At 41.1% G+C, this 24338-nt stretch carries 19 protein-coding genes; 15 read left to right on the plus strand and 4 right to left on the minus strand.

The window, feature by feature from the left end; genetic code table 11:
* Positions 1-60: 60 nt before the first annotated feature.
* From V7783_RS08770 to V7783_RS08780, 3 genes are read left to right on the plus strand one after another with little or no spacing between them, the layout of a single operon-like run.
* Complete coding sequence (locus tag V7783_RS08770) at positions 61-2709, plus strand: DUF2339 domain-containing protein (RefSeq protein ID WP_335678408.1); 2649 nt, start codon at positions 61-63, stop codon at positions 2707-2709.
* A 45-nt stretch (positions 2710-2754) separates the two neighbouring features.
* Positions 2755-3141, plus strand: a complete 387-nt coding sequence (locus V7783_RS08775; RefSeq protein ID WP_016708527.1) for a nucleotidyltransferase substrate binding protein — start codon at positions 2755-2757, stop codon at positions 3139-3141.
* On the plus strand, positions 3131-3439 hold the full coding sequence (locus V7783_RS08780) for a nucleotidyltransferase family protein (protein WP_335678409.1): 309 nt from the start codon (positions 3131-3133) through the stop codon (positions 3437-3439). Before V7783_RS08775 ends, V7783_RS08780 begins: the two co-directional genes overlap by 11 nt.
* A gap of 74 nt (positions 3440-3513) precedes the next feature.
* On the opposite strand, the gene V7783_RS08785 is transcribed toward V7783_RS08780, so the two are convergent.
* Positions 3514-6954 carry a PAS domain-containing hybrid sensor histidine kinase/response regulator gene (locus tag V7783_RS08785; RefSeq protein ID WP_335678410.1) on the minus strand — a complete coding sequence of 1147 codons (3441 nt, stop codon included), beginning with the start codon at positions 6952-6954 and terminating at the stop codon, positions 3514-3516.
* Between the two features lie 390 nt (positions 6955-7344).
* Here V7783_RS08785 and V7783_RS08790 point away from each other — a divergent pair, with 390 nt between their 5' ends.
* The 12 genes from V7783_RS08790 (at position 7345) to V7783_RS08845 (ending at position 20022) form a co-directional block, all read left to right on the plus strand.
* Positions 7345-7608: a DUF4212 domain-containing protein gene (locus V7783_RS08790; RefSeq protein ID WP_004586074.1), complete on the plus strand. Its 264-nt coding sequence runs from the start codon at positions 7345-7347 to the stop codon at positions 7606-7608.
* Between the two features lie 10 nt (positions 7609-7618).
* The gene (locus V7783_RS08795; RefSeq protein WP_335678411.1) at positions 7619-9343 is read left to right on the plus strand and encodes a sodium:solute symporter family protein; all 1725 of its coding nucleotides are present in this window, start codon (positions 7619-7621) and stop codon (positions 9341-9343) included.
* A gap of 119 nt (positions 9344-9462) precedes the next feature.
* Complete coding sequence (locus tag V7783_RS08800; RefSeq protein ID WP_335678412.1) at positions 9463-11301, plus strand: DUF294 nucleotidyltransferase-like domain-containing protein; 1839 nt, start codon at positions 9463-9465, stop codon at positions 11299-11301.
* 35 nt (positions 11302-11336) lie between these two features.
* The gene (locus V7783_RS08805) at positions 11337-11960 is read left to right on the plus strand and encodes a 3'-5' exonuclease (protein ID WP_335678413.1); all 624 of its coding nucleotides are present in this window, start codon (positions 11337-11339) and stop codon (positions 11958-11960) included.
* Positions 11961-12073: 113 nt separating this feature from the next.
* Positions 12074-12406, plus strand: coding sequence for a hypothetical protein (locus tag V7783_RS08810; protein ID WP_335678414.1), 333 nt, complete (start codon positions 12074-12076; stop codon positions 12404-12406).
* Positions 12407-12684: 278 nt separating this feature from the next.
* A complete protein-coding gene (gene epd, locus V7783_RS08815) occupies positions 12685-13701 on the plus strand; it encodes an erythrose-4-phosphate dehydrogenase (RefSeq protein ID WP_335678415.1) in 1017 nt (338 codons plus the stop codon).
* Between the two features lie 67 nt (positions 13702-13768).
* Complete coding sequence (locus tag V7783_RS08820) at positions 13769-14944, plus strand: phosphoglycerate kinase (protein ID WP_335678416.1); 1176 nt, start codon at positions 13769-13771, stop codon at positions 14942-14944.
* Between the two features lie 6 nt (positions 14945-14950).
* The gene (locus tag V7783_RS08825) at positions 14951-15190 is read left to right on the plus strand and encodes a hypothetical protein (protein ID WP_335678417.1); all 240 of its coding nucleotides are present in this window, start codon (positions 14951-14953) and stop codon (positions 15188-15190) included.
* Complete coding sequence (gene fba / locus V7783_RS08830) at positions 15159-16223, plus strand: class II fructose-bisphosphate aldolase (protein ID WP_335678418.1); 1065 nt, start codon at positions 15159-15161, stop codon at positions 16221-16223. The genes V7783_RS08825 and fba overlap by 32 nt, the downstream gene beginning before the upstream one ends.
* 674 nt (positions 16224-16897) lie before the next feature.
* Entirely contained in the window at positions 16898-17587 is a 690-nt protein-coding gene (gene phoB / locus V7783_RS08835; protein WP_016708540.1) for a phosphate regulon transcriptional regulator PhoB, read from the plus strand.
* Positions 17588-17632: 45 nt separating this feature from the next.
* Positions 17633-18976, plus strand: coding sequence for a phosphate regulon sensor histidine kinase PhoR (gene phoR, locus V7783_RS08840; protein WP_335678419.1), 1344 nt, complete (start codon positions 17633-17635; stop codon positions 18974-18976).
* Between the two features lie 77 nt (positions 18977-19053).
* Positions 19054-20022: a PstS family phosphate ABC transporter substrate-binding protein gene (locus V7783_RS08845; protein ID WP_335678420.1), complete on the plus strand. Its 969-nt coding sequence runs from the start codon at positions 19054-19056 to the stop codon at positions 20020-20022.
* Between the two features lie 82 nt (positions 20023-20104).
* Here the strand turns inward: V7783_RS08845 and mdoH are convergent, their stop codons facing one another.
* The 3 genes from mdoH to V7783_RS08860 all read right to left on the minus strand — a co-directional run bounded on the left by mdoH (position 20105) and on the right by V7783_RS08860 (position 24322).
* Positions 20105-22081, minus strand: a complete 1977-nt coding sequence (gene mdoH / locus V7783_RS08850) for a glucans biosynthesis glucosyltransferase MdoH (RefSeq protein WP_335678421.1) — start codon at positions 22079-22081, stop codon at positions 20105-20107.
* Positions 22053-23744 (minus strand): glucan biosynthesis protein, encoded by a 1692-nt coding sequence (locus tag V7783_RS08855; RefSeq protein ID WP_335678422.1) that lies wholly within the window; start codon positions 23742-23744, stop codon positions 22053-22055. Before V7783_RS08855 ends, mdoH begins: the two co-directional genes overlap by 29 nt.
* 338 nt (positions 23745-24082) lie before the next feature.
* Complete coding sequence (locus V7783_RS08860; RefSeq protein WP_335678423.1) at positions 24083-24322, minus strand: hypothetical protein; 240 nt, start codon at positions 24320-24322, stop codon at positions 24083-24085.
* Between the last annotated feature and the right edge of the window lie 16 nt (positions 24323-24338).

Below are 24338 nucleotides of genomic sequence, written 5' to 3' on the forward strand. Positions count from 1 at the left end.
GTATATTTTCAATACACTTTACGCTATAAGGAGGTATTAAAAGTAGTCAAGGATTGAAAAATGGATGATGTCATAGGCCTCATAGTCATTTTATCGTTAGTTATAGTCGCAGGCTCGATTGCTGGTTTAGTTGCTTTAACAAAAGTGAGTGCATTAAAGCAAGATGTTGCGGCCTTAAAAAAACAACTACACACAGTTATAGCGAACAATACTAGTCAGCAGCAAGCTCAGCATCACAGTAGAGCGCAAACGGTGCAGTCGCAAGTTGAACGTCCAATTGAGCCGATACGATCACAGCATGTGAAAACTGCTGAGCAGCAAGATGCAGCAATAAAGCAAATAACCCCTACTACAGCAAATAGCCGTGAAAAATTACCTTCTCCCTCCGCGTTTGATCTTTTTGTTAGTAAATTAAAAAATCAGTTTCAACAAAACTGGATGACTTGGATTGGCGGTGTCGCGCTGGCCTTTGGCGGGATATTTTTAGCAAAATATAGCTTAGATGCGGGTTTATTATCGCCAAGTTTACGGCTCACTTTTGGTGGCTTATTTGGCATTGCACTAATTGCAGGGGCTGAATATCTGCATCGAAAAGGCATTGTTTTTGAAGGCTTTAATAATTACGTGCCCGCGGCTCTGGCTGGTGGTGGGTTTATTAGCTGCTTTGCATTAACGCTGCTTGCCTACTCAAGTTATGCGATGTTAAGCCCAACCACGGCTTTTGTGATGCTAGCTGTTATTGCACTGGCGGCAAGCTCCATGGCACTGCGCTTAGGGCCATTGCTCGCTGTGTTAGGTATTGTGGGTGCGTACAGCGTACCAATTTGGGTTAATACTGGCAGCGGTAACTTAATGGCGTTATTGATGTACATTGGCTTTGTTACTTTGTCTGCGGTGTTAGTGGCGCAAAAGGTAAAGCGGCCATGGTTGTGGTATTTACTTTGGGCAGGGCATATTGGCTGGTATTGGGTGGCGCTGAGTGTGATCAATACACAGCAATATTGGATTGTTGGTGGTTTTGCACTGCTATCGATTATAGGTTTAATCGCGATGATGCGTTTAGGTTTAACATTGCGGTTATTAGAATATCGCCCATATAGTTTACAGCGGCTATTAAAATTACAGCCTGATCACCCATTATTGTTAGCGATTGTGGTGCCGTTATTGGTAGCGATAGTAATTTCTATGACGAGTGTGCAATGGCAAATTGTCATGGTGTGCTTAATCGTCATGTTGCTATTTTTGGTGCTGCAAAATAGCCGTTGGGATCTGTGGCAAGGCCTAGCATTGCTAATTGCTGTGCTGCTGATTGTTAGTCAGCAAACGTATAACATTGATAGTAACGACCACTTATTTATATTTAAAAATATGTATGGTTTTGGTTTATTGCTCGGCATAGGTTTTTGCTGCTATGGGCTGTACTTTGGTGCCCGTTACTATAAACGTTTAAGTTTTCATTTAATTGCGGCATTTAGTGTGTTTACCCTAATTGCTACGCTTTACACTATAACTTCAGAGCAAGACTTAGCTGTGGCGTATTCATTATGGACTGTATTGTTGCTGCTTAGCAGTGGTGTGCTGATTAAACGTGCCCAAACTGCTCGAACACAATGGCAGCAGTTTAGTTATTGGGTGGGTGCTAATGCCAATATTACACTTTGCTTAACTATGTTACTTGCCGATAGTGGCTTAACGCTTGCGTTGGCTATTCAAGTGTTGGTTGTAAGCTTTTTGGTTAAACGCCACAAAGTGCCAATGCCGCACTGGCCAATTAAAGTATTAGTAGCGGCGGTCCTTGCACGACTCACCTTTGCGCCGTGGCTATACGATACTGATTTAACCTTTTTAGCACTACACTGGGGCATAGTGGTTTACCCCATTGCTGTTGGACTATTTTGGTTTGCCGCAAAACAATGGCAACAAACAGAGATGAAAATATGGCTCGAAGGAGCTGCACTACATTGTTTGGCATTATTTATTACCACCGAAACCAGCTACCAATTAGTCGGGCATTATCCTCAGCTTTTTTCTCTAAGCTTTTATGAGCAAGTTTTACTCAGCTGTAACTGGCTCGCGTTAGGCTGCGTTTATTTATATCGCGCGCAAAGTGCAGGGCAATTGGGCAAGTTATACCGCATTGCAGGCCTTATTTTATCTGCGTTAGCTGGCTTATTGTTAATCAATACAACACTCGATGATAACCCGTTATTAATGCGTCTTTATGTAGGAGAAACGCCATTATTGAATTGGCTGTTATTAACTTGGTTAGTCCCTAGCTTGCTAGTACTGTGGTTAGCTAATTTAGTTAAATCGATCAATGTTAAATTGAGCCAAATTACACTGGGTGTGTCTGGTTTATTAGCGGCGTTAGCTATCACCACATTGATCCGTCAATATTGGCAAGGCGGTTTCATTTATCTTGATAAAGCGACCAGTGACGTTGAGCTATATAGTTATTCGATTATTTGGTTATTACTCGGCGCTTTAGTGGTGATAGCTGGACATTTAAAGCAGCAGCTGTTGTTACAAAAAGTCGGTTTAGGCATTCTTGGCGCAGTGATAGTAAAAGTGTTTTTAATTGATATGGCAAGCCTTACCGGTTTACTCAAAGCGGTATCATTTATTGGGTTAGGGCTATCGCTTGTGGGCTTGAGCTGGTTGTTCCAAAAGCTCAGAAGTAAGACTAACCATAGAGATGTGCTTGGGTAAATTGCTAGGCTGTATTAAACTAGTAAAAAAATAATCGAGGCTGATATGTTAATTTTAACACCATTTGGTAAAGCACTTTCGTCATTAGAACTGGCGTTGCAGCAACCCAAAAATGAGTTTATTCGAGATAGTGTTATTCAGCGTTTTGAATACAGTTATGAGCTTGCTTGGAAGATGCTCCGCCGTTACTTAGTTGAAGACATGGGCGCTGAAACACTCGCACCACTAAGTCGTAAAGATTTATTTAGGTTAGCCGCTGATAAACAACTAATAAATGACCCTCTTCCTTGGTTTGAATATCATATTGCGCGAAACACAACTTCCCATACCTATGATGAAGCGGTTGCTGAAAAGGTCTATCAAGCTGCAAAAGCTTTTTTTATTGATGCCAGTCACCTGTTAGCAGAGCTTGAGCGTAGAAATGCAGATTGAACAGCAACACTTAAAAATCATAGAAGATTGTTTACAAAAGCAAAATTTAAGTGATAAAGGAATCGATGTATATATATTTGGCTCTCGAGCTAAAAATACTGCTAGAACTTATTCTGATCTAGATTTGGCCTTAAAAGCTAAAAACAAAGTAATTGAACACACCGTTATTTTTAAACTTAAAAATGCTTTTAGTGAATCAAACTTACCCTACCTAGTTGATGTGATAGATCTAAACGCCATAAAGCCTGATTTTTATAATGCGATTAGTGATGATCTTATTCCTCTTAAGTATTCATAGATAAAGTGCAAGGCGTTTAATTAAACGCCTTGGGCTAATTTGAGGAAAGAGAAATATTACAGATAAGCCTTCATTCACGTACTGTGATTCAGCAGTGCTTTTAACTTTCCAGGCTTTATTGGTTTGGATAAATAATGTATATCCTCAGCTTTAGTGGCTTGTTTTAGTTCTACGTCGCGCACTGCTGTAATTAAAATAGCGGGCACGTTGGCTTGCCAAATCTCCCGTAGGGCTTTAATTAAGCTGATGCCGTCGTGATCATGTCCTAGCTGGTAGTCCATTAAGATCACATCGGGTGCGCTGTGTTCATTTGCATATGTCAGTACATTTTCAACTTGATCAAACAACTGATAATTAGCTTGCCACTTTTGTAATAAACTGGCCATGGCATTAAGGTTCTCTGGGTCGTCATCTACGGCGATGATGTTCATCGCGGAGCGCTCTGCAAATAAGCTGTTAGTTGCCAGCTTTTGTTGCACAAACTGGCTTTCACCATAAGGTATTTCGATACTAAAACAGCTACCTTTTTGTGGTGTTGAGCGCACATCTAAGCGAATTGATAGTAAATCAACCATACGTTTTACTACGCTAAGGCCTAGGCCAACGCCTTTGTTGTCAGACGCTTCTATGCGGTAAAAATCGTTAAATATTTTGGCTTGCTCTACTTCGCTAATGCCAGGGCCGGTGTCCCATACTTCTATGCGCAGGTGATGCTTGCGTTTGCGACAAGCCACTAAAACTTTACCAGAATTGGTGTATTTAACCGCATTTGATACTAAGTTCTGCACAATTCGTCGCAGATAGGTGATATCGCTGTGGACAATATGTTGCCCGCTGCGCACCGTGAGCTTGAGGCCTTTTTCGCTTGATAAAATAGCGTACTCGTTGCGCAGTGGCGCGAGAATATCGTCAATACTAAAGTGGCGCGGGGTCGGGGTCATTGCACCTTGTTCTAATTTGGCAATTTCTAATAATGCTGACATTAGATGTACAGTTGAATCGAGGCTCGCTCCGAGTTTTTCAAAGTTGTTGATATTATTATCAGCAAGGGATTTTTCATCAATGGCAGCAAGGTATAAACGCGCAGCATTGAGAGGCTGTAAAATATCATGACTGGCTAAGGCTAAAAAGCGAGTTTTACTGTCATTTGCTTGCTCTGCCTCACGTTTGGCTAATGTGAGTGCTTGCTCTGTTTGTACGCGGCTTTCTATTTGTGCTTCGAGATCTTTATTAATAGTACGGATTTCTTGGGTACGGGCTTCAATGCGATTTTCCAAGTCCATATTTACTTCTTCAAGCGCATTTTGGGTAGCGATGTGGGTAGTAATATCTGAAAAGCTGGTTACAAAGCCACCATCGGGCAGTGGATTACCAATCATTTCGTACACTAGACCATTACGACGATGACGAATAAAGTGATGCGAACTGCCGTTTTTTAAATGCTGCACACGTTTTTCTACTTGACGCTCTATTTCACCTGGGCCACATTCGCCGCGCTCAGCGTTATAACGAATAATATCTTCAATCGGTTGGCCTACCTCTAAAAAACCTGCGGGATAGTTAAACATTTCTGCGTAGCGTTTATTCCATGCCACTAGATTAAGCTCTTTATCAACAACTGAAATACCATGGCTTAGATTTTCCAGCGAGGTGTAGAGTAAGTTTTGGTTAAATTGCAGGGCTTGAGTGGTTTCATCAAAAAAGTTAACTACTTCTTCAAATGCCATGCGTTTACCTGATGCTACGGTATGAATAAGTGCTTGTGCAGAAGATGCCCCCAATACGCCTGTTAAAGCCCGTTCGCAGTAGGCTATAAACTCAGGGTCTGGGTGCGTATTATTATCATCAAGTTGATGGGTTAGCGAAAAATGTGCAAGGACTTGTTGGCTTCGTTGAATCCCTAAAAAGGTTTGCAGTAGCACTTTAAAATCGTACACAGTGGCTTTAACATTTTTGTTTAAACGCCTTGCCAGCACCGCTTGCTCTTTTGGATTAACAAAAGCCGCGGCTTGAATTTTATCAATCAGGCGCTCATCAGCACCCAGTGAAAAGCTGATGTAACAGCCTATATTGGCAAATAACGCAATCAAGGTGCCACGGGTAATGAGTGTTTGCTGTAATTCTGCATCAAGAGTATTGCCAGCATCGAGTATTGGCAGCATTAAAAACAGTATCCAGCAGATCAAACCGGCTAATAATCCGGCATAAACACCGTAAGCATGGCCTTTACGCCAGTACAAACCACCGACAATCGCAGGCAATAATTGCGTCACTAATGAAAACGCAACTAAGCCCATACTCGCAAGGGCTTTGCCATGACCAAACCATTGCTGGTAGAAGTAAGACAAGATCAAAATACCGGCGATAGTAAAGCGCCTCACTAGTAATATTTGTGGTTTGTAGCTACTAGTAATGAGGTTACGTTTGAATTTACGACGTAGCATTAACGGTAATACCACATCATTTGAGATCATGGTGCTGAGCGTCAAAGTGGCAACCACAATCATCGCAGTCGCCGCGGAAATGCCGCCAATAAATACAAAAGTGGTGAGCAATACATTGTCATTCATTAATGGCAGCGCCAGTACAAAGCTATCTGGTGAGAAGCCATTGCCAATTTCTGGGTGAATCGCCGCGGTAGCAATCGGTAAAATCATTGCTGCAGTTAGTAATAAATACAATGGGAAAGCCCAACGGGCGGTGAATAAGTGGCGCTTGTCTTGGTTATCAACCACGGTAACGTGAAACTGGCGTGGTAAACAGATAATGGCAGCGGCGGCCATTAATGATTGGCCAATAAAATTAAAACTCAAAAAGTTAAAATTGTTCCAGTGTTGCCACAACGACTCTTTAATTTGTAATTCACTGGTACTGGGTAAGTTATACAAAGTGAACAAAGCTAAACCAGCTACAGCTACTAAGGCGAGTAGTTTTATCATCGATTCAAACGCTACCGCAAGCATTAACCCCGATCGGTATTCGGTTACATCAACTTTGCGAGTACCAAAGAAAATCGCAAACATCGCCATGATCAAAGTGGCAGATAACGCCACCATTGAACCAGATATTTTGTTGTCGCTTTGCAGTAGTAAAAAGCTATTACTGAGTGCTTTAAGTTGCAAGGCGATATAGGGAATAGTTGCCAGTAAGGCGATAAATGTCACCATAATTGCGGTGGTTTGGCGTTTACCGTAGCGAGCAGAAATAAAGTCGGCAATGGTGGTGATATTTTGTTTTTTACTGACCAGTACTAGTTTGCGTAAAAAGCCTTGTCCGAAAAAAAACAACAATGCAGGGCCTAGTAAAATCGGCAAGTAGCTCCAACTGCTGGTGGCTGCAGTGCCCACAGAGCCGTAATAGGTCCACGAAGTACAGTAAATACCCAACGAAAACGAGTAAACAAAAGGATGGTGGCTAATTCGTTTGGCCAGTGGTGTGGTTTTATCGCCCCAGTTTGCAAGCCAAAACAAGATGCCAATGTACGCTAAAGCGACAAAAATCAATGCAGCAGTCATGTATATATTCAATTTTTATTTTGTTATTGCACACCATACCAGAAGTTTTGCTTATTTTGAGCTGTCAATTTTAGACTAGAATCCGCAATTGTTCTTATCTTTTTGATATGCATGGGTAATTTTGAGTTTTTAAGATCTATTAGACTAATGTCGCAGATCTGCAACATAGCCTTGATGAATAGTTATTATCACCCAGTGTAAATAGTTAACATGATGATAATTAATGTTTTTTACTTGTTTTTAATAATGTAGCATTTGCAGTTTACGTAAACGTTAACTTGTTGTTACGACTATGGTCTCAATTCAATATTAAGGCAGCGTTGCTAAATTGGTTAGTGCAGATAATAAAAACCACATCACTTTTTACAGATGTTAAAGAGGAAATAAAAAATGGCTTTTAAAGATGAAGAACAAGCAAAAGCTTATTGGGCGGAAAACATTTCACTGCTGTTTAAATTATTAGCAGTTTGGTTTGTCGTGTCATTTGGCTTTGGCATATTACTGGTTGATGTACTTAATGAAGTGCGTTTCTTTGGGTTTAAACTTGGCTTCTGGTTCTCCCAGCAAGGCGCGATTTACACCTTTGTGGCTTTGATTTTTGTGTACGTTTTCAAAATGAATACGTTAGATAAAAAATACGGCGTAGACGAATAGGAGCTAAGCAATGGATGTTCAAACACTCACGTTTATAATTGTCGGTTTAAGCTTCGCGCTTTATATCGGCATTGCAATTTGGGCTCGAGCGGGCTCAACCAACGAATTTTATGTAGCAGGCGGCGGTGTGCCACCACTTGCTAATGGTATGGCAACTGCTGCGGATTGGATGAGTGCTGCGTCATTTATCTCTATGGCAGGTATTATCTCTTTTGCCGGTTACGATGGCGGCGTTTACTTAATGGGTTGGACAGGTGGTTATGTATTACTTGCCATGTGTTTAGCACCTTATTTACGTAAGTTCGGCAAGTTTACTGTGCCAGATTTTATCGGCGATCGTTACTACTCACGTACAGCTCGTTTAGTGGCAATTTTGTGTGCTATCTTCATCTGCTTTACTTATATCGCAGGTCAAATGCGCGGTGTAGGCGTGGTGTTTTCTCGCTTCTTAGAAGTTGAGATTGAAACGGGCGTTTACATTGGTATGGTTATCGTATTCTTTTATGCAGTATTAGGCGGCATGAAAGGGATTACCTATACTCAAGTAGCACAGTATTGTGTACTGGTATTTGCTTACCTTGTTCCTGCAATATTTATCTCTATGATGATGACAGGGCATTTCTTCCCACAAACTGGTTTTGGTGCGACATTAATTGGCGGTGAAGGTGCTTATGTTCTTGATAAACTTGATGGCTTAAGTGCCGAACTGGGTTTTGCGCAATATACTGAAGGCTCTAAGAGCATGATTGATGTGTTTGCCATTACTGGTGCCTTAATGGTGGGTACTGCGGGTCTTCCGCATGTAATCGTACGCTTCTTCACTGTTCCACGTGTTAAAGATACCCGTATCTCAGCGGCATGGACGTTAGTGTTCATCGCGATTGTTTACACAACAGCACCAGCGGTTGCAGCATTTGCCCGTGTTAACATGATTGATACGATTAACGGTAAAGATGGTAGCGGCACAGAATACGCAGAAGCACCAGCTTGGATCAAAAACTGGGAAAGAACAGGCTTAATCACCTTTAATGATAAAAATGGTGATGGCAAAATGTTTTATACAGCAGGTAAAATTGATGATCCAAACAGCGCTAACGAAGTTAACGTTGACCGTGACATCATGGTACTTGCGAATCCAGAAATTGCTAACCTACCAGCATGGGTGGTGGCGCTAGTGGCTGCCGGTGGTATTGCTGCGGCACTATCAACAACAGCAGGATTACTACTGGTTATTTCGACCTCCGTATCGCATGACTTACTCAAGCGAACCCTAAAACCCGACATTAGCGATAAGCAAGAGTTACTCGCAGCGAGGTTGGCAGCCATGGTTGCGATTGTTATCTCCGCTTACTTTGGTATTAACCCGCCTGGATTTGTGGCGTCGGTGGTGGCATTTGCATTCGGCTTAGCTGCTGCAAGTTTCTTCCCGGCGATCATTATGGGTATCTTCTCTAAGAAAATGAATAAAGAAGGTGCAGTTCTAGGCATGGTAACCGGTATCACCTTTACTGCGGCTTACATCATTTTCTTCAAGTTTGTCAGCCCAGAGCTAAATAATCCTGAGCATTGGTTCTTAGGTATTTCGCCTGAAGGTATTGGTTTAGTTGGTATGCTTATTAACTTTGCAGTTGCTGCAATTGTAGTTAAGTTTACCGCTGATACACCGCTTGAAATTCAAGAAATGGTTGAAGGTATTCGTAATCCTAAAGGTTCTAGTGAAGCTCACGCTCACTAACAACTCTGATACTCTATTAATTAATATTAATAGCTCCAAAAGCCCGACTTAAGTCGGGCTTTTTATTTGCCGCTGATAGCAGTACAGTGAGTGTACGATTGTTTTTTGCGAGTAGACAAATGAATAATGAGCAACAGGAAGTCGCCCAGTTTGTGCTAGCACAAATGCCATTTAGCGACCTTGATAGCAGTGCAACTGATTACTTTGTAAAGCATCTCGATGTTATTTATCTTACCCGTGAAAATCAAACGCAATGGCTGCAATCAGCCTCACCTAAACTGTTTTTAATTCGCTCAGGCTTATATGACTTAGTGGATGCAAAAGGCGATGTGATCACCCGTTTAGCACAAGGTGATTATTTTGGTTTTCCTTCACTACTGACCGGCGAAGCAATTCAAAATCGTTTAGAAGTACAAAAAGAGGGCATTGTTTATATGCTCAATCAAGATGCGTTTGACTACCTGCGTCGTGAATATAAACGGTTTGAACAATACTTTGTGCGTGCTCATGCTAATCGGTTGTTGTCATCCCATTACAAAAGCCAAAATGACAGTTGGTCTGAGCGCAAAATAGCAGAATTGATGTCCCGTAAGGCCGTGACCCTATCACCTGATGCGAGCATTCGCCAAGCGGCTAAAAAAATGAAAGAGCACGGTGTTTCATCAATTATGGTTACCGAGTATGAACGTTTAGTCGGGGTGGTGACCGATCGCGATCTACGCAACCGTGTATTAGCCGATGAAGTCGATCCTCAGCAAGCCGTACGTTCGATTATGAGTGCAAAACCGAAGTTTATTTTTGAAAATAACCGAGTGTTTTCGGCGCTGCATTTAATGCTTAAACACAATATTCATCACCTCCCTGTTCTTGATGAACATCATAAAGCATTAGGGATGATCACCAGTACCGATTTATTGCGCCAGCAAAAGAGTGACCCCGTACAACTGATTGGCCGTATTTATAAAGCTCACAGTGTGACTGATTTAAAACGCTACGCGGCTGAAATACCTGAGTTATTGCGCAGTTTTTCGCATAACATTGATGATATATCTTTGATAGGTAAGCTACTTAGCGGCTTAACTGATGCGTTAACCTCACGACTCATTTATTTATTTCAAGAAGAGTGCGGGGCGGCGCCGACCAGCTTTAGTTTTATTTGTTTTGGCTCACAAGCGCGCGAAGAGCAAACCTTACATTCAGATCAAGACAATGGCTTATTACTGCCAGATGATTTAACTGAGCAGCATCAAGATTATTACCGTCGCATGGGGGAGTTTGTTTGTGAACAGTTGGTAGAGTGCGGAATTAGGCGCTGCCCAGGTAATATTATGGCCAGCAGTGAATTGTGCAGAATGAGTCTATCTGATTGGTGTGAAAAGTTTTTTGCTTGGATAAAAAGCCCAACACCGCAGGCTATGCTGAACTGTAAAATATTTTTTGATTTACGCTTTATTGAAGGCTCTACAGCGCTTTATACCGCCTTTTGTGAGCAGCTAACCCGGATTTCTCGCAACGAATTATTTTACGCAGCAATGGCTACCGATATTAAATCGAACTCAGTGCCAATTGGTTTATTTAATCAGTTTAAACTCGAAAAAGACGCTAAACAGCATAAATACATCGATTTGAAAAAGCGCGGTGTGGTGATCATTAATGATATAGTGCGCCTATATGCGTTAAAAGCAGGCATACGCCGAGCGAACACCCAAGAGCGTTTAGATGCATTGTTGAAACATTCATTATTAAGTAATCACGATATATATAACTTAAAAGACTGTTGGCGATTTTTAACTCAGTTACGTTTGCGCACACAAATAAACGAAGAAGGCTTACCCAGCAACTGCATTAACCCAGATAAATTAAATTCTCTTGAGCGTCATCAATTAAAAGAAGCGTTTTATCTGCTTAAGCTGGCGCAGCAAGCTGCGGCATTTAAGTTTGCTCGTGGGAGTTTATAACTATGTGCTTTACAGTGAATACGGTGACAAGTTAAGTGGTTAAACGTTGGTTGAGTCGTTATTTTGCCCGTAAGCTATTACTTGCTGAGAATGCATTAACACAGCGCTATTTAGTGATTGATTTAGAGCTGACTGGGCTAGATCCAAAGCAGCATGAAATTGTCTCGATTGCATGGGTGCTGATAGAAAACCAATGCATTAAACTAAGCCAGTCGCAACATGCAATTAATAAGGATGTACAGCGTCTTGAGCAAAGCCCTGTTTATCATGGTATTGCCCAGCACGATGTCGCAACAGGGCAAAACTTGGCTGCTATTTTAGCGGCCCTTAGTGCACATTTTTCAGATGCTATTTTAGTGTTTCATAATGCCACCTTAGACTGGGGATTTTTAAAGCAGGCATTTCAAACTCACGGTTTGGCAATACACCCTAAATTGATACTAGATACCTTTCATATTGAAAAAAAACGCCTGCACCAACAAGGACACGAAATTGGCCTGGATGATTTAACCCTTGGTGCTTGTAGGGCGCGTTATGAGTTACCTTATTACAGCACTCACCATGCACTTACCGATGCCATGGCGACCGCAGAGTTGTTGTTGGCACAGTGCCATCAAATAAGTTGTGGTAAGGAATTAAAATTGGCTTCGTTGGTTTGATGTGATACTGGTTTGAGTATTATCGCAATTTATCGTAGCTGAATGGCTGCTATAATTAGCACCTAAATTAATTCATAAGTATTAATTTTTATTTTCGAAAACAGGCTTTCACAGTGCAGTTATTCGATACGGTGCTTGCTATTATAGGGCGCTGTTATTTTACTTTTTCTTCTGGTTTTTTATCTATGAAAAATAATTTATTGCCATCTTTAGCGGGTGTTTTAGTGAGCTTGTTTGTTGTGTGGTGGCTGCACGGTTTTTTACTGGCTGATCGGTGTTTAGATGCCGGTGGCGCAATTAATTTTGAAACAAACCTGTGTATGAGCAAAAGTGAGCATGTCATCGAACTTGCTACATCATCAACTATGTTAGTTATATATTGTGTGGTGATTATGACTTTGTCGCTATTAGTCAGCAGATTAATAAGTAAGCTATTTAAACGTTAGCGATATAGATCCCTAGATCCTAGAGGCTAGGACTTAGGATCTAGGATAAGGTCGATTACCAAAATCGGGCCATCTTAAGTGAATATGCAAACATTTATTTAACCTAGCCTCTTATAATAAAACTCAAGGTCGATTACCAAAACTGGGCCATCTAAAAGGGTTAATTTTAAGTTTCTGCTGTTAACCTCTTATATTCAATCCCAAGGTCGATTACAATACCGCCATCTAAAAGGCAGGTTGCCTTTATCTGCAAGCAACTAGAGTGGATTTTCTTTCTAATGGTAATCAAACTTGCAATTAATGGTTTTGGTCGAATTGGTCGAAATATTGTCCGCGCGCTATATGAATCGGGACTTAGCGATAATATTAAAATTGTTGCGATTAATGAATTAGCAGATCCTGAAGGGATTGCTCACTTACTGAAATATGACACCTCCCATGGTCGTTTTAAATATCCGGTGACCTTAGGTGAAGATTCACTGAGTGTCGCAGGCGATACGATCGCATTATTCTCTGAGCAAAACCCGATTGAACTGCCATGGCAGTTACTTGATGTTGATGTGGTTTTAGAGTGTACAGGGGTTTATCATTCCCGCGAACACGCGCAATTGCATCTTGATGCAGGTGCTAAAAAAGTTTTATTTTCTCAGCCTGCTGATGCAGATGTTGATGCCACGATCGTGTATGGTATTAATGATGATGAACTGCTTGCTGAGCATACAATTGTTTCTAATGGTTCATGTACGACCAACTGTATCGTGCCGGTGATTAAAGTGCTTGATGATGCGTTTGGTATTGAATCTGGGGCGATTACGACTATTCATGCGTCGATGAACGATCAGCAAGTGATTGATGCCTATCATCATGATTTACGCCGTACCCGCGCTGCAAGTCAGTCTATTATTCCTGTAGATACTAAACTAGCCCGTGGTATTGAACGTATTTTACCTAAGTTTCATGGCCGCTTTGAAGCCATTGCAGTACGCGTACCTACTATCAATGTGACTGCGATGGATTTGAGTGTGACGGTTAACGCCGATGTTGATTTAAATGCTGTGAATAAAGTATTAAAAGCGGCAGCGAGAGACCGTCTAGAAGGTATTTTAAGTTATACCGAAGAGCCATTGGTATCAGTTGATTTTAATCATGACCCACATTCTTGTATTATAGATGGCACGCAGACACGAGTCAGTCATAAACGGCTGATAAAGTTGTTAGTCTGGTGTGATAATGAATGGGGTTTCGCTAATCGTATGCTCGATACCGCACGGGTTATGATGGCAGTAAGTAATTAAATAAAATTTAGAAACTAAAATAAAACCTATATATTTCAAGTCAGTATCGTTAACTAAGGAGAAGTCCATGTCGGTCATAAATATGGCAGATTTAGATTTAAACGGCAAACGCGTGTTAATTCGTGAAGATTTAAATGTACCAGTAAAAGCAGGTAAAGTGACCTCAGATGCACGTATTCGTGCTGCATTACCAAGTATTAAACTTGCCCTTGAAAAAGGCGCTAAAGTAATGGTGATGTCACACCTAGGCCGTCCTACGGAAGGGGAATACAACGAAGAGTTTTCATTAGCACCAGTTGTTGATTACTTAAATGAAGCACTTGAGCAAAATGTACGCCTTGAAAAAGATTATTTAGATGGCGTTGAAATTGCCGATAATGAAGTGGTGGTTTTTGAAAACGTACGCTTCAATGTTGGCGAAAGCAAAGATGACGAAACACTATCTAAAAAACTAGCTGCATTATGTGATGTATATGTAATGGATGCATTTGGCACCGCTCACCGTGCTCAAGCATCTACCCATGGCGTTGGTTTATTTGCAGATGTGGCATGCGCAGGCCCACTATTAGCGGCTGAATTAGATGCATTAGGTAAAGCGCTTGATAACCCAGCGCGTCCGCTTGTGGCAATTGTTGGTGGTTCTAAAGTATCAACAAAATTAACCGTACTAGATTCACTATCAACGATTGTTGATCAGCTAGTCACCGGTGGCGGTATTGCTAATACCTTTATTGCAGCAGCAGGTTTCCCAGTTGGTAAATCACTCTACGAAGCAGACTTAATTGATGAAGCAAATAAGTTAAGTGCAGCGGCGAAAAGTAACAATGGCGAAATTCCAGTACCAACAGATGTGGTTGTTGCTAATGAATTTTCTGAGTCTGCTGTGGCAACATTAAAAGATGTTAGCGAAGTAACAGACACTGATATGATTTTTGATATCGGCCCAGATACAGCAAGCAAACTTGCAAAAATTATTGCAAACGCAGGTACTGTTGTGTGGAATGGCCCGGTTGGCGTATTTGAATTTGATCAGTTTGGTAATGGCACACGTGCGATTGCACAAGCGATTGCTAATTCAAATGCATTTTCAATTGCTGGTGGCGGTGATACGTTAGCAGCCATTGATAAATACGGCATTGCCGACAAAATCTCGTATATTTCAACTGGCGGTGGCGCTTTCCTTGAGTTTTTAGAAGGGAAAAAACTACCTGCAGTTGCTATGCTTGAACAACGCGCTAAGTAATTAGCGTTGGCTCAGTGTACTTATTTAGGTAAGTACGCTGAGTACGATCAGTTATTAAATACCTCTCACCCTTATTTAATACTGGTTTTGTATAACGGTAAATTTGGCGAAAGCCAAGGCTATCGAGGTGCAGTGATTGCACCAAACTCAACTATTCCGTTCGAACTAGGTAGTTTTGCGCGTGCGCAGCTATCGACAATTTGGAGAATACCAAATGGCTTTAATCAGTATGCGACAACTTCTTGATCATGCAGCTGAACATGGTTATGGCGTACCCGCTTTTAACGTTAATAACCAAGAGCAAATCCGCGCTATTATGATGGCGGCTGATAAAACTAACAGCCCAGTGATTGTACAAGGTTCAGCGGGCGCTCGTGCCTACGCTGGTGCCCCATTTATTCGTCACATGATTTTAGCAGCCGTTGAAGAGTGGCCACATATCCCTGTGGTAATGCACCAAGATCACGGTACTTCACCTGGCGTTTGCCAACGTTCAATTCAATTAGGTTTTTCATCAGTGATGATGGATGGCTCATTAATGACTGACGGTAAAACACCGTCAAGCTATGAATATAACGTTGATGTTACTCGTAAAACGGTTGAACTGGCGCACTCATGTGGTGTGTCTGTTGAAGGCGAACTCGGTGTACTCGGTTCACTTGAAACAGGTGAAGCTGGCGAAGAAGATGGTGTTGGCGCAGAAGGTAAGTTAACCACAGATCAAATGCTTACTGACCCTGAAGAAGCAGCAGATTTTGTTAGTAAGACTCACGTTGATGCGCTGGCAATTGCGTGTGGTACATCACACGGTGCTTACAAGTTTACCCGTCCACCTACGGATGATATTTTAGCGATCGAGCGTATTAAAGCGATCCACGCACGTATCCCTAACACTCACTTAGTAATGCATGGTTCGTCATCTGTACCGCAAGAATGGCTTGAGATCATCAACCAATACGGTGGTGAGATCCCACAAACTTACGGTGTGCCAGTTGAGCAGATCATCGAAGGTATTAAGTTTGGTGTACGTAAAGTTAATATCGATACTGACTTACGTTTAGCATCAACGGGTGCCATTCGTCGTCATTTAGCACTTAACCCTGCGAACTTTGATCCACGTAAATACTTAGCCGAAGCAACAAAAGCGATGACTGAGATCTGTGTTGCGCGTTATGAGTCATTTGGTACTGCGGGTCAAGCTAGTAAGATCAAACCAATCTCACTGGATGATATGCACCTTAAATATTTAACCGGTGAATTAGATCCAAAAATTAAATAAATAAATTCATTAAGTTATTTAATGAATAAACAGCCAGTAGTGTCATGCTACTGGCTTTTTTTATATTTGATCAATAGGGATCATTATTTTACCAAGCGCTAAATTTGGGATCACTGATTTACTAACTATATGCCGTTGGGATCAGATTTTTACTAAGGATCGACTTGGTAGCGAGTATTTTTGGTGTATTAATAGTCACTTCACAGCTTGCTTGTTTAAATGATCAACAACTTATAGATTTTGCTAGGTAAAACACTGATCCCAGATCTAACTCGCTTAGTAAAAGCATGATCCCTCACTCACTACTTGGTAGAATTTTGATCTCTATAGATGATCCTTACTCATTTGCTGTAGCCAAAATAATTAAAGATCGCTATTGTAATTTTAATGATTAAAGCGGATTAAAGTGTAATAAATAGCTAAGACGCGTTGTCATTTTAAAATAATATACGATGGTCTTTGTTTAAAATGGATACGAGTTAAAATATTTATACTAGTTATAAAGTATTGGTTAAATCAATTGAACTGATGTTATTTACAGTTATTTTGTTCCTTAAATGGGTTAATTGCTGTTTTTTTCCCTGCATTTTGATTTACACGTTACACTTTCATAAAAATGTCATACTTAGTCATAATAATGAAAACTAGTTCGATAACGAAAGAGATAAATTGGAATGTCACGTAAAGTACTTGTCGTCGATGACGAAGCACCGATCAGAGAGATGCTGGTTTTTGTATTAGAGCAAAACGGTTTTCAGGCAATTGAAGCAGAAGATTATGATTCTGCCATTGCAGCAATGGTAGAACCTTACCCTGATATGGTGCTACTGGATTGGATGCTACCAGGGGGTAGTGGAATTCAAATCGCCAAAAAATTTAAACAAAGTGAATATACTCGGCAAATTCCGATTATCATGCTGACTGCCCGCGGAGAAGAAGAAGACAAAGTGCGTGGCCTTGAAGTCGGTGCGGATGATTATGTTACTAAGCCATTTTCACCAAAAGAGTTGATGGCACGTATTAAAGCGGTTATTCGTCGTGTTTCGCCAACCTCGCTAGAAGAAGCGATTGATGTCCATGGCTTACGCTTAGACCCTATTTCACACCGTGTTACCTCACAAGGTAGCGAGCTGGATATGGGGCCAACTGAATTTCGTTTACTGCATTTCTTTATGACTCACCCTGAGCGTGTTTATAGCCGTGAACAGCTACTAGATAACGTGTGGGGGACTAATGTCTATGTTGAAGATAGAACGGTAGACGTGCATATTCGTCGTTTACGTAAGGCAATTGCACCACTTGGTCATGACCGTTTAGTACAAACTGTACGTGGCGCAGGTTATCGCTTTTCAAGTAAACTATAAAACATTCAGACCAAGGTCGGTCTTACTCTAAGGTAAAGTGAGTGTATGTATCGAGTTGTTAATAAACAGGCGTTAGCAAAGCGTCTGTTTATCTATTTCCTACCCTTATTATTAATTGGCGTGCTGATTGGCGCGCCATTTTTGCTTTTATTTTTAGGTTCTTTTTCACTGCTTGTTTGGCATTACCATCAATTATATCGGCTAAGTGACTGGCTATTGAATCAACGTAGTTTTAATCCACCGGAAGGCGAGGGTGCATGGGAGCAAGTGTTTGAAGGGATCTATCATTTACAACACCGCAACCGTAAAAAACGCAATGAATTAGCGGATCTGATCCGTCGTTTTCGTGATGGTGCTGAAGCGGTACCCGATGCTGTGGTGGTATTACAGCGAGATTTAAGTATTGTTTGGTGTAATCAATTAGCGTTAAAAGTACTTGGCTTACAGTGGCCAACTGATCATGGTCAGCGTCTTGATAATCTAGTGCGCGATCCTAAATTTGCCAAATATATGCAAATGGAATTGTTTGATGAAGCACTTGAACTGGAAAGTGGGCACAGTGTTGAGCAAGTTTTAGAGTTTCGAGTGATGCCTTACGCCAGCTCACAATTAATGGTGGTCGTCAGGGATGTGACGCGTTTGAAGCAGCTAGAACAAATGCGTAAAGACTTTGTCGCTAATGTCTCTCATGAATTACGTACGCCATTGACCGTTGTTACAGGCTATTTAGAAATGTTTGATGGTGATATGGTGCCGCCGCCAGCGATGTGGAATAAAGCCCAAGGCACTATGCTTGAGCAATGTAAACGCATGGACAGCCTAGTTAATCAGTTATTGTCGTTATCACGAATTGAAGGCGCTCGACGACAAGATAACGATAAGGCAGTCAACGTACCGCAATTACTCACCTACATAAAAACCGAAGCCCATTCTTTGAACCAAGATAAAGGCCATGAGTTAATCTTCGATATTGACGCCGGGCTTGATATCAAAGGTTCAGAAGAAGAGCTACGTAGCGCATTTTCTAATTTAGTATTCAATGCCATTCATTACACCAAAGCTGGCGGTAAAATTACCGTAAGCTGGCAGCTAAAAGATAAGCAAGCGCATTTTGCGGTAGTTGATAATGGCGATGGTATTGCTGCTGAGCATATTAATCGTTTAACGGAGCGGTTTTATCGGGTGGATAAGGCGCGTAGTCGTACCACAGGTGGTTCAGGGCTTGGCTTAGCAATTACCAAGCATGTGTTAACCCGCCATGATAGTAAGTTAAATATCAGTAGTAAATTAGGGCAAGGTTCCACGTTTTCGTTTGCCTTTAATAGCGATAAAACGGTGCTACTAAACAATTTCGCTGAAAACGCTCAAAGTCATAAAACTGTCATTTAAGAGTAATCTAACTGTCATCTGTTCTCTTTAGAGTAGACGGCAGTTAAGAAATGGACGAACCAAATCGGAGTAACCCCATGAAATTTAAAAACCTCGTAGCCGCAATGGGTGTGGCAGTAACAACATTTGTATCTGCACAAGCTATGGCTGTCGATGCAGACATTCCTGAATATCAAAAAACCAGTGGTATTTCAGGTAATTTTTCATCAGTGGGCTCTGATACATTAGCCAACATGATGACCTTTTGGGCAGAAGAATATAAGCGCATCTATCCAAATGTAAATATTCAAATTCAAGCGGCTGGTTCATCTACAGCACCTCCAGCGCTAACAGAAGGCACTGCTAATTTTGGCCCTATGAGCCGAAAAATGAAGTCAAAAGAAATTGAAGCATTTGAAAAGCGTTACGGTTATAAGCCAACTGAAGTGCGCGTGGCTATTGATGCGCTTGCTGTATTTGTGCATAAAGATAACCCTATTGAAGGCCTGCGTATTGACCAAATCGATGCGATTTTCTCTTCAACACGTAAATGTGGCGCAACAGCAGATGTAACGCGCTGGAGTGACGTAGGTTTAACAGGTGATTGGGCTGCTAAAGATGTTCAGCTTTACGGACGTAACTCTGTATCGGGTACTTATGGTTACTTTAAAAGCAAAGCACTGTGTAAAGGTGACTTCCGTAATAACGTAAATGAGCAGCCTGGTTCAGCTTCTGTTGTACAATCAATTTCATCATCAGTGAATGCAATTGGTTACTCAGGTATTGGTTATAAAACATCAGGTGTGCGTACAGTACCACTGGCGAAAAAAGGCGATAACTTTGTTGATGCAACACTTGAGAATGTAGCAACTGGTAAGTACCCACTGTCGCGCTTTTTATATGTGTATGTGAATAAGCACCCTAATAAGCCGCTTGCACCAATTGAAGCTGAGTTCTTAAAAATGGTGTTATCGCTAGATGGTCAAAAAATTGTAGAGAAAGATGGTTATGTGCCGCTTTCTGGCAAGATGGCAATGAGTGAACTTAAGAAGCTAGGTCTTCTTTAAACTCAACATCAACGCTGAGTTAATAAAAAAACCGCGCAATGTAAATTGCGCGGTTTTTTTATGGGCTGTTTAACTAAACGCCTTAGTTAAACAGTTTCTTTTTTATTTGTTGATGGGCATTTAAAACGCGCTTACGTTTACTTAAACCTTGGCGTTTAAAGCTTTGTATTGGCATTACAACTGGTTGTTCTTGAGGCAATGCTGGGATTGTGAAATTAGCCACTTCATCGCTTGGTAAAGCAATTTCTTGCTCATGTACACGCAAAGCGGCAAGTGTATCGTCATTATCAATTTCACTTGGACAAATAAATATGCCCATTTTACGTAACTTAACACCTAAGCCAATGCTGCTTGAATAGCGCACAATTGGCGCGGCTAAAATTAAGCCGACTAAAATGGGTGACAACCACCAAAAGAAAGTAGGTGTATAGTAATAAGCAACACCACCCCATGCAATGGACACTAAAGTCGCTATTAACGTATAGCCAATAGCCTCTTTCCAAGGCACCATACGACCTGAACGTGGTTGTGCATCCCACGATACTTTTTTACCTAAAAATACACACACCACAAAGTAGCTGTGAAATACCATCATCAATGGTGCAACAATTATGGCAAAAACCGTTTCTATTAATGATCCGAATATAAGTTTCAGGCTACCGCCAAATTGTTTATTCCTGTGTATTAACGTAACGATAAGTCCCATTAATTTTGGCAGTAATAGTAATCCTATAGTGATAAACAGTAACGAATCAATAAGCTCTGTTTTCGCTATCTGCCAAGTTGGGAATAACTGGTAAGGTTGATTGAAATAAACGTTACTATTCATAGCACGCGTTACTGCATCAACCGTACTTAACACCAACATAGATAACCAAATCAGCGAAGAAATATACGCGGTCGCACCTAATAAGAAGTGTAACTTGTTCATTAGTTTTATACCTGATGAAGGTAATAAACCTAAATGTTGGATATTACCTTGCACCCAACGTCTGTCGCGTATTGCGTAATCTAAAATATTACTGGGGACTTCTTCGTAGCTGCCTTGAACATCACTTAATAAAATAACATCCCAGCCTGAGCGGTTTAAAAGAGCGGCTTCAACAAAGTCATGGCTTAGGATCTCACCACCAAAAGGGGCTTTACCTTCAAGTACAGGCAGCCCGCAGCAGTTAATAAAGGCTTCAACACGAATAATAGCATTGTGACCCCAATAGTTGGCTTGATTGGTTTGCCAAAAAGCGGAACCAGTTGCTAGCATTGGGCTGTATAACACAGAAGCAAATTGTAAAAAGCGACCGAAGAACGTTTCTTGTCTAACTGGAATAGGGATTGTCTGGATCAACCCGGCATTTGGGTTGTTGATCATGCTTGTTGTAAGCTCAAGCATACATTGTCCTGTCATAATGCTATCTGCATCAAGTACAATCATATGTTCATATTGGCTTCCCCAGCGTTCACAAAAATCAGCTAAGTTACCTACCTTACGGTGTTTATTATCAGTACGGTTACGATAGAAAACCTGCTTTGCAGTTTCCCCTAAACGTGCAGTTAGTGCATGCCAAGCTTTTAGCTCATTGCGTGCAATGTCTTTATCTTGGGTATCACTTAATAAATAAAAATCAAAATGCTCAAACTGACCGGTCTTTAAAAGCGAGCGCAGGCTCACTTCAAAACCAGCAATAACGCGTTCAGTATCTTCGTTGTAAATAGGCATCACTATGGCAGTTTTGCTATTACTTAACGCTTGGGGGTCTATAGTAATCGGCTTTTGACGTTTTAGAGTCAATGGATCGATTCTCAATAATTGCAGAATAAAACCCATGCAGCCACTACAAAATGCAGTCACAATCCAAGTGAAAGTGATTGAAAATAGCGCAAGTAAGGCGTACTCAAGTAAGGTCATGGAGTTTGAATTTAAAATATCAAACATGATCCACATGCCATAAGCTGAAATATACAGCACTAACAACGTAAATAGTGCTATGCGTGATTTTCTAAAGGGTATTGCAGCGTTACCTGCTTTACTTTTATTGAACATCGTTTGGATACCAGACATAGCTCCATACCTCACTTACTTCTTTGTCACGTAGTGTTAATGATAAGCGCATATCAACTGGCTTATCTCCCTCAGGCGCGATTTTAAACGCAACACGCCATCCCTGATTATTCGGTAATTGTTGTACTGTTTTATCGCTTACTGCGCCTGAATTAAGCGATAAGTTAGCGAGTAGTTTGATATTGGGCGATAAGTTATTAATGGTGTCACCGGTAAAATCGACCGTAAATTGGCGATGACTTTGCGGTGGTGGATTTTTTTCACCAGGTAAGGCCGCACTGCCAATTCGAGTACGTAACACATGAGCTTTATTTTGATTGGCCAATACCGCGTTAAAGGTAGACATTTTATAGCCAAAGCTGAGTGTTTCACCTGCTTTTAGTGGTTTCTCCGGTACCCAGTAACTGACAATATTGTCATTCGTTTCAGTGTCTGTTGGTATTTCAACTAACTCTACTCGGCCATTACCCCATGGCTCTAGAGGCTCAATCCATAAGCTTGGACGATCATGGTAATGTGCTTCTGTATCAAGGTAGTTATTAAATTCACGATCACGCTGCGCAAGACCAAAACCTTTTGGGTTATCATAACTAAATGAAGTGACGCTAAGTTGTTTTGGATTGTTCAGCGCACGCCAAACCCATTTATCATCCTGTGATTGCATTAATAAGCCATCAGAGTCATGCACTTCTGGTCGGTAATCATCAAAGAATTTAGTGCTATTTTCACCGTGATAAAACATGCTGGTAAGCGGTGCAATGCCGAGCTTTTTAATATCTTTACGGGCAAATATTTGCATTTGTGTGGTTATTTCAGTGTTTGTTGATGGGCTTATCTCAAAGCGATAGGCACCAGTCACTGACGGGCTATCTAGTAATGCATAGAGCACAATATTAGTATTTTCTGCTGTTGGTTTTACCAACCAGAACTCTTTAAACACAGGAAATTCTTCGCCTGAGCTGAGTGCGGTATCGACTGCTAGGCCGCGGGCTGAAATACCATATACTTGTTGTGGACCAACTAAACGAAAGTAAGAAGCACCTTGGAACACCGCCACTTCATCTTTGTACTCGTTATTATTGAGTGGGAAATGCAGTCGAAAACCTGCGTGGCCTAATTGAGTGCTACCTAAAGCTGCGCTAATTTCCTGCTCAAGCGGTGCAGCAGTATTATCATAGCGGTAGTAATCGGTTTTGAAAGGCAATTTTTGTACCTTGCCATCAGTGCTCACTGTATTGATCGCAATAGGATTTTTATAAAGGAAACCAGGGTGAAATAGCTGTACTTCATACAAGCTTTCATCTTTCCAAATGGCATGATCTTGGCGAAAACGAATAGACCTATAATCTTGGTAGCTAATATTATTTAATGTGTCTATGGCAATTTCAGGTGCGGCTACATAGTCGTTGGCAGCGAGTTGTTTAGCTCTAGCTGTGATCACCTCAAAGAGTCTTTCTGAAGGAATGGTAAGCAGAGTTGGTTTTTTTACAGAGACAGGTGTAACTGTGTCTGGCTTTTTAGCAGGCTCAGCCGTCACTGTTTCTGGCGGTGTAATTGGCTCTTCTGCTGCACCCACATTACAAATATACAAAGCTAATAATGTAGCTAGCACACTACTTTTTTTAAATGATGGAGACAGAGCTGCTCGCGTTTTCGTTCCCATGAGGTTTCCTTTAGCCGTTACCTAGTTAATTTTAAATTTGTAAGAAGTTGTGTTTAATAAGTTACATTCAGCTTTGCAAGAAGTGAACCTTAAATAACCATTTGTATTTAAATAGCTTTTTTATTTCTTATCATGCAGATGATGTACTTTCTTTGTATAAGCGGGAAATAATTACATGGAATGTATGACTACTTCTTACTAATGTAAGTAGATGTTACTAGATGCAACCTTGCTCTAAAGTGAATGAAAAGGCGTTTACATAAATTTTGTTACGGGGTCAAGGAATTGCGATAGGAGGGGGACTTGCCAATCATATGAACAATCGGCAAGGTAAACTATTATTGAACGTTACCTAATGCTTCAGCATTTGCTTTACACTGGTTGTAAGCTTCAATACATTTTGTACTACAAACTTTATGCACCATACCTTCACCGGTACTTTGCTGTTCGCAGTTTACTTCGCATTGGTAGTTTTGCTGAGCACACTGCTGCATTTCTGGATTTTCTATTTGACTTTGACAGCCAGCTAGCACACCAATACACAGCGCAATGCTTGATAATTTTATTAATGAGTTCATGCTTATCCCTAATTAT

The sequence above is a fragment of the Pseudoalteromonas sp. genome, from assembly GCF_036960685.1.
Lineage (GTDB): Bacteria > Pseudomonadota > Gammaproteobacteria > Enterobacterales > Alteromonadaceae > Pseudoalteromonas.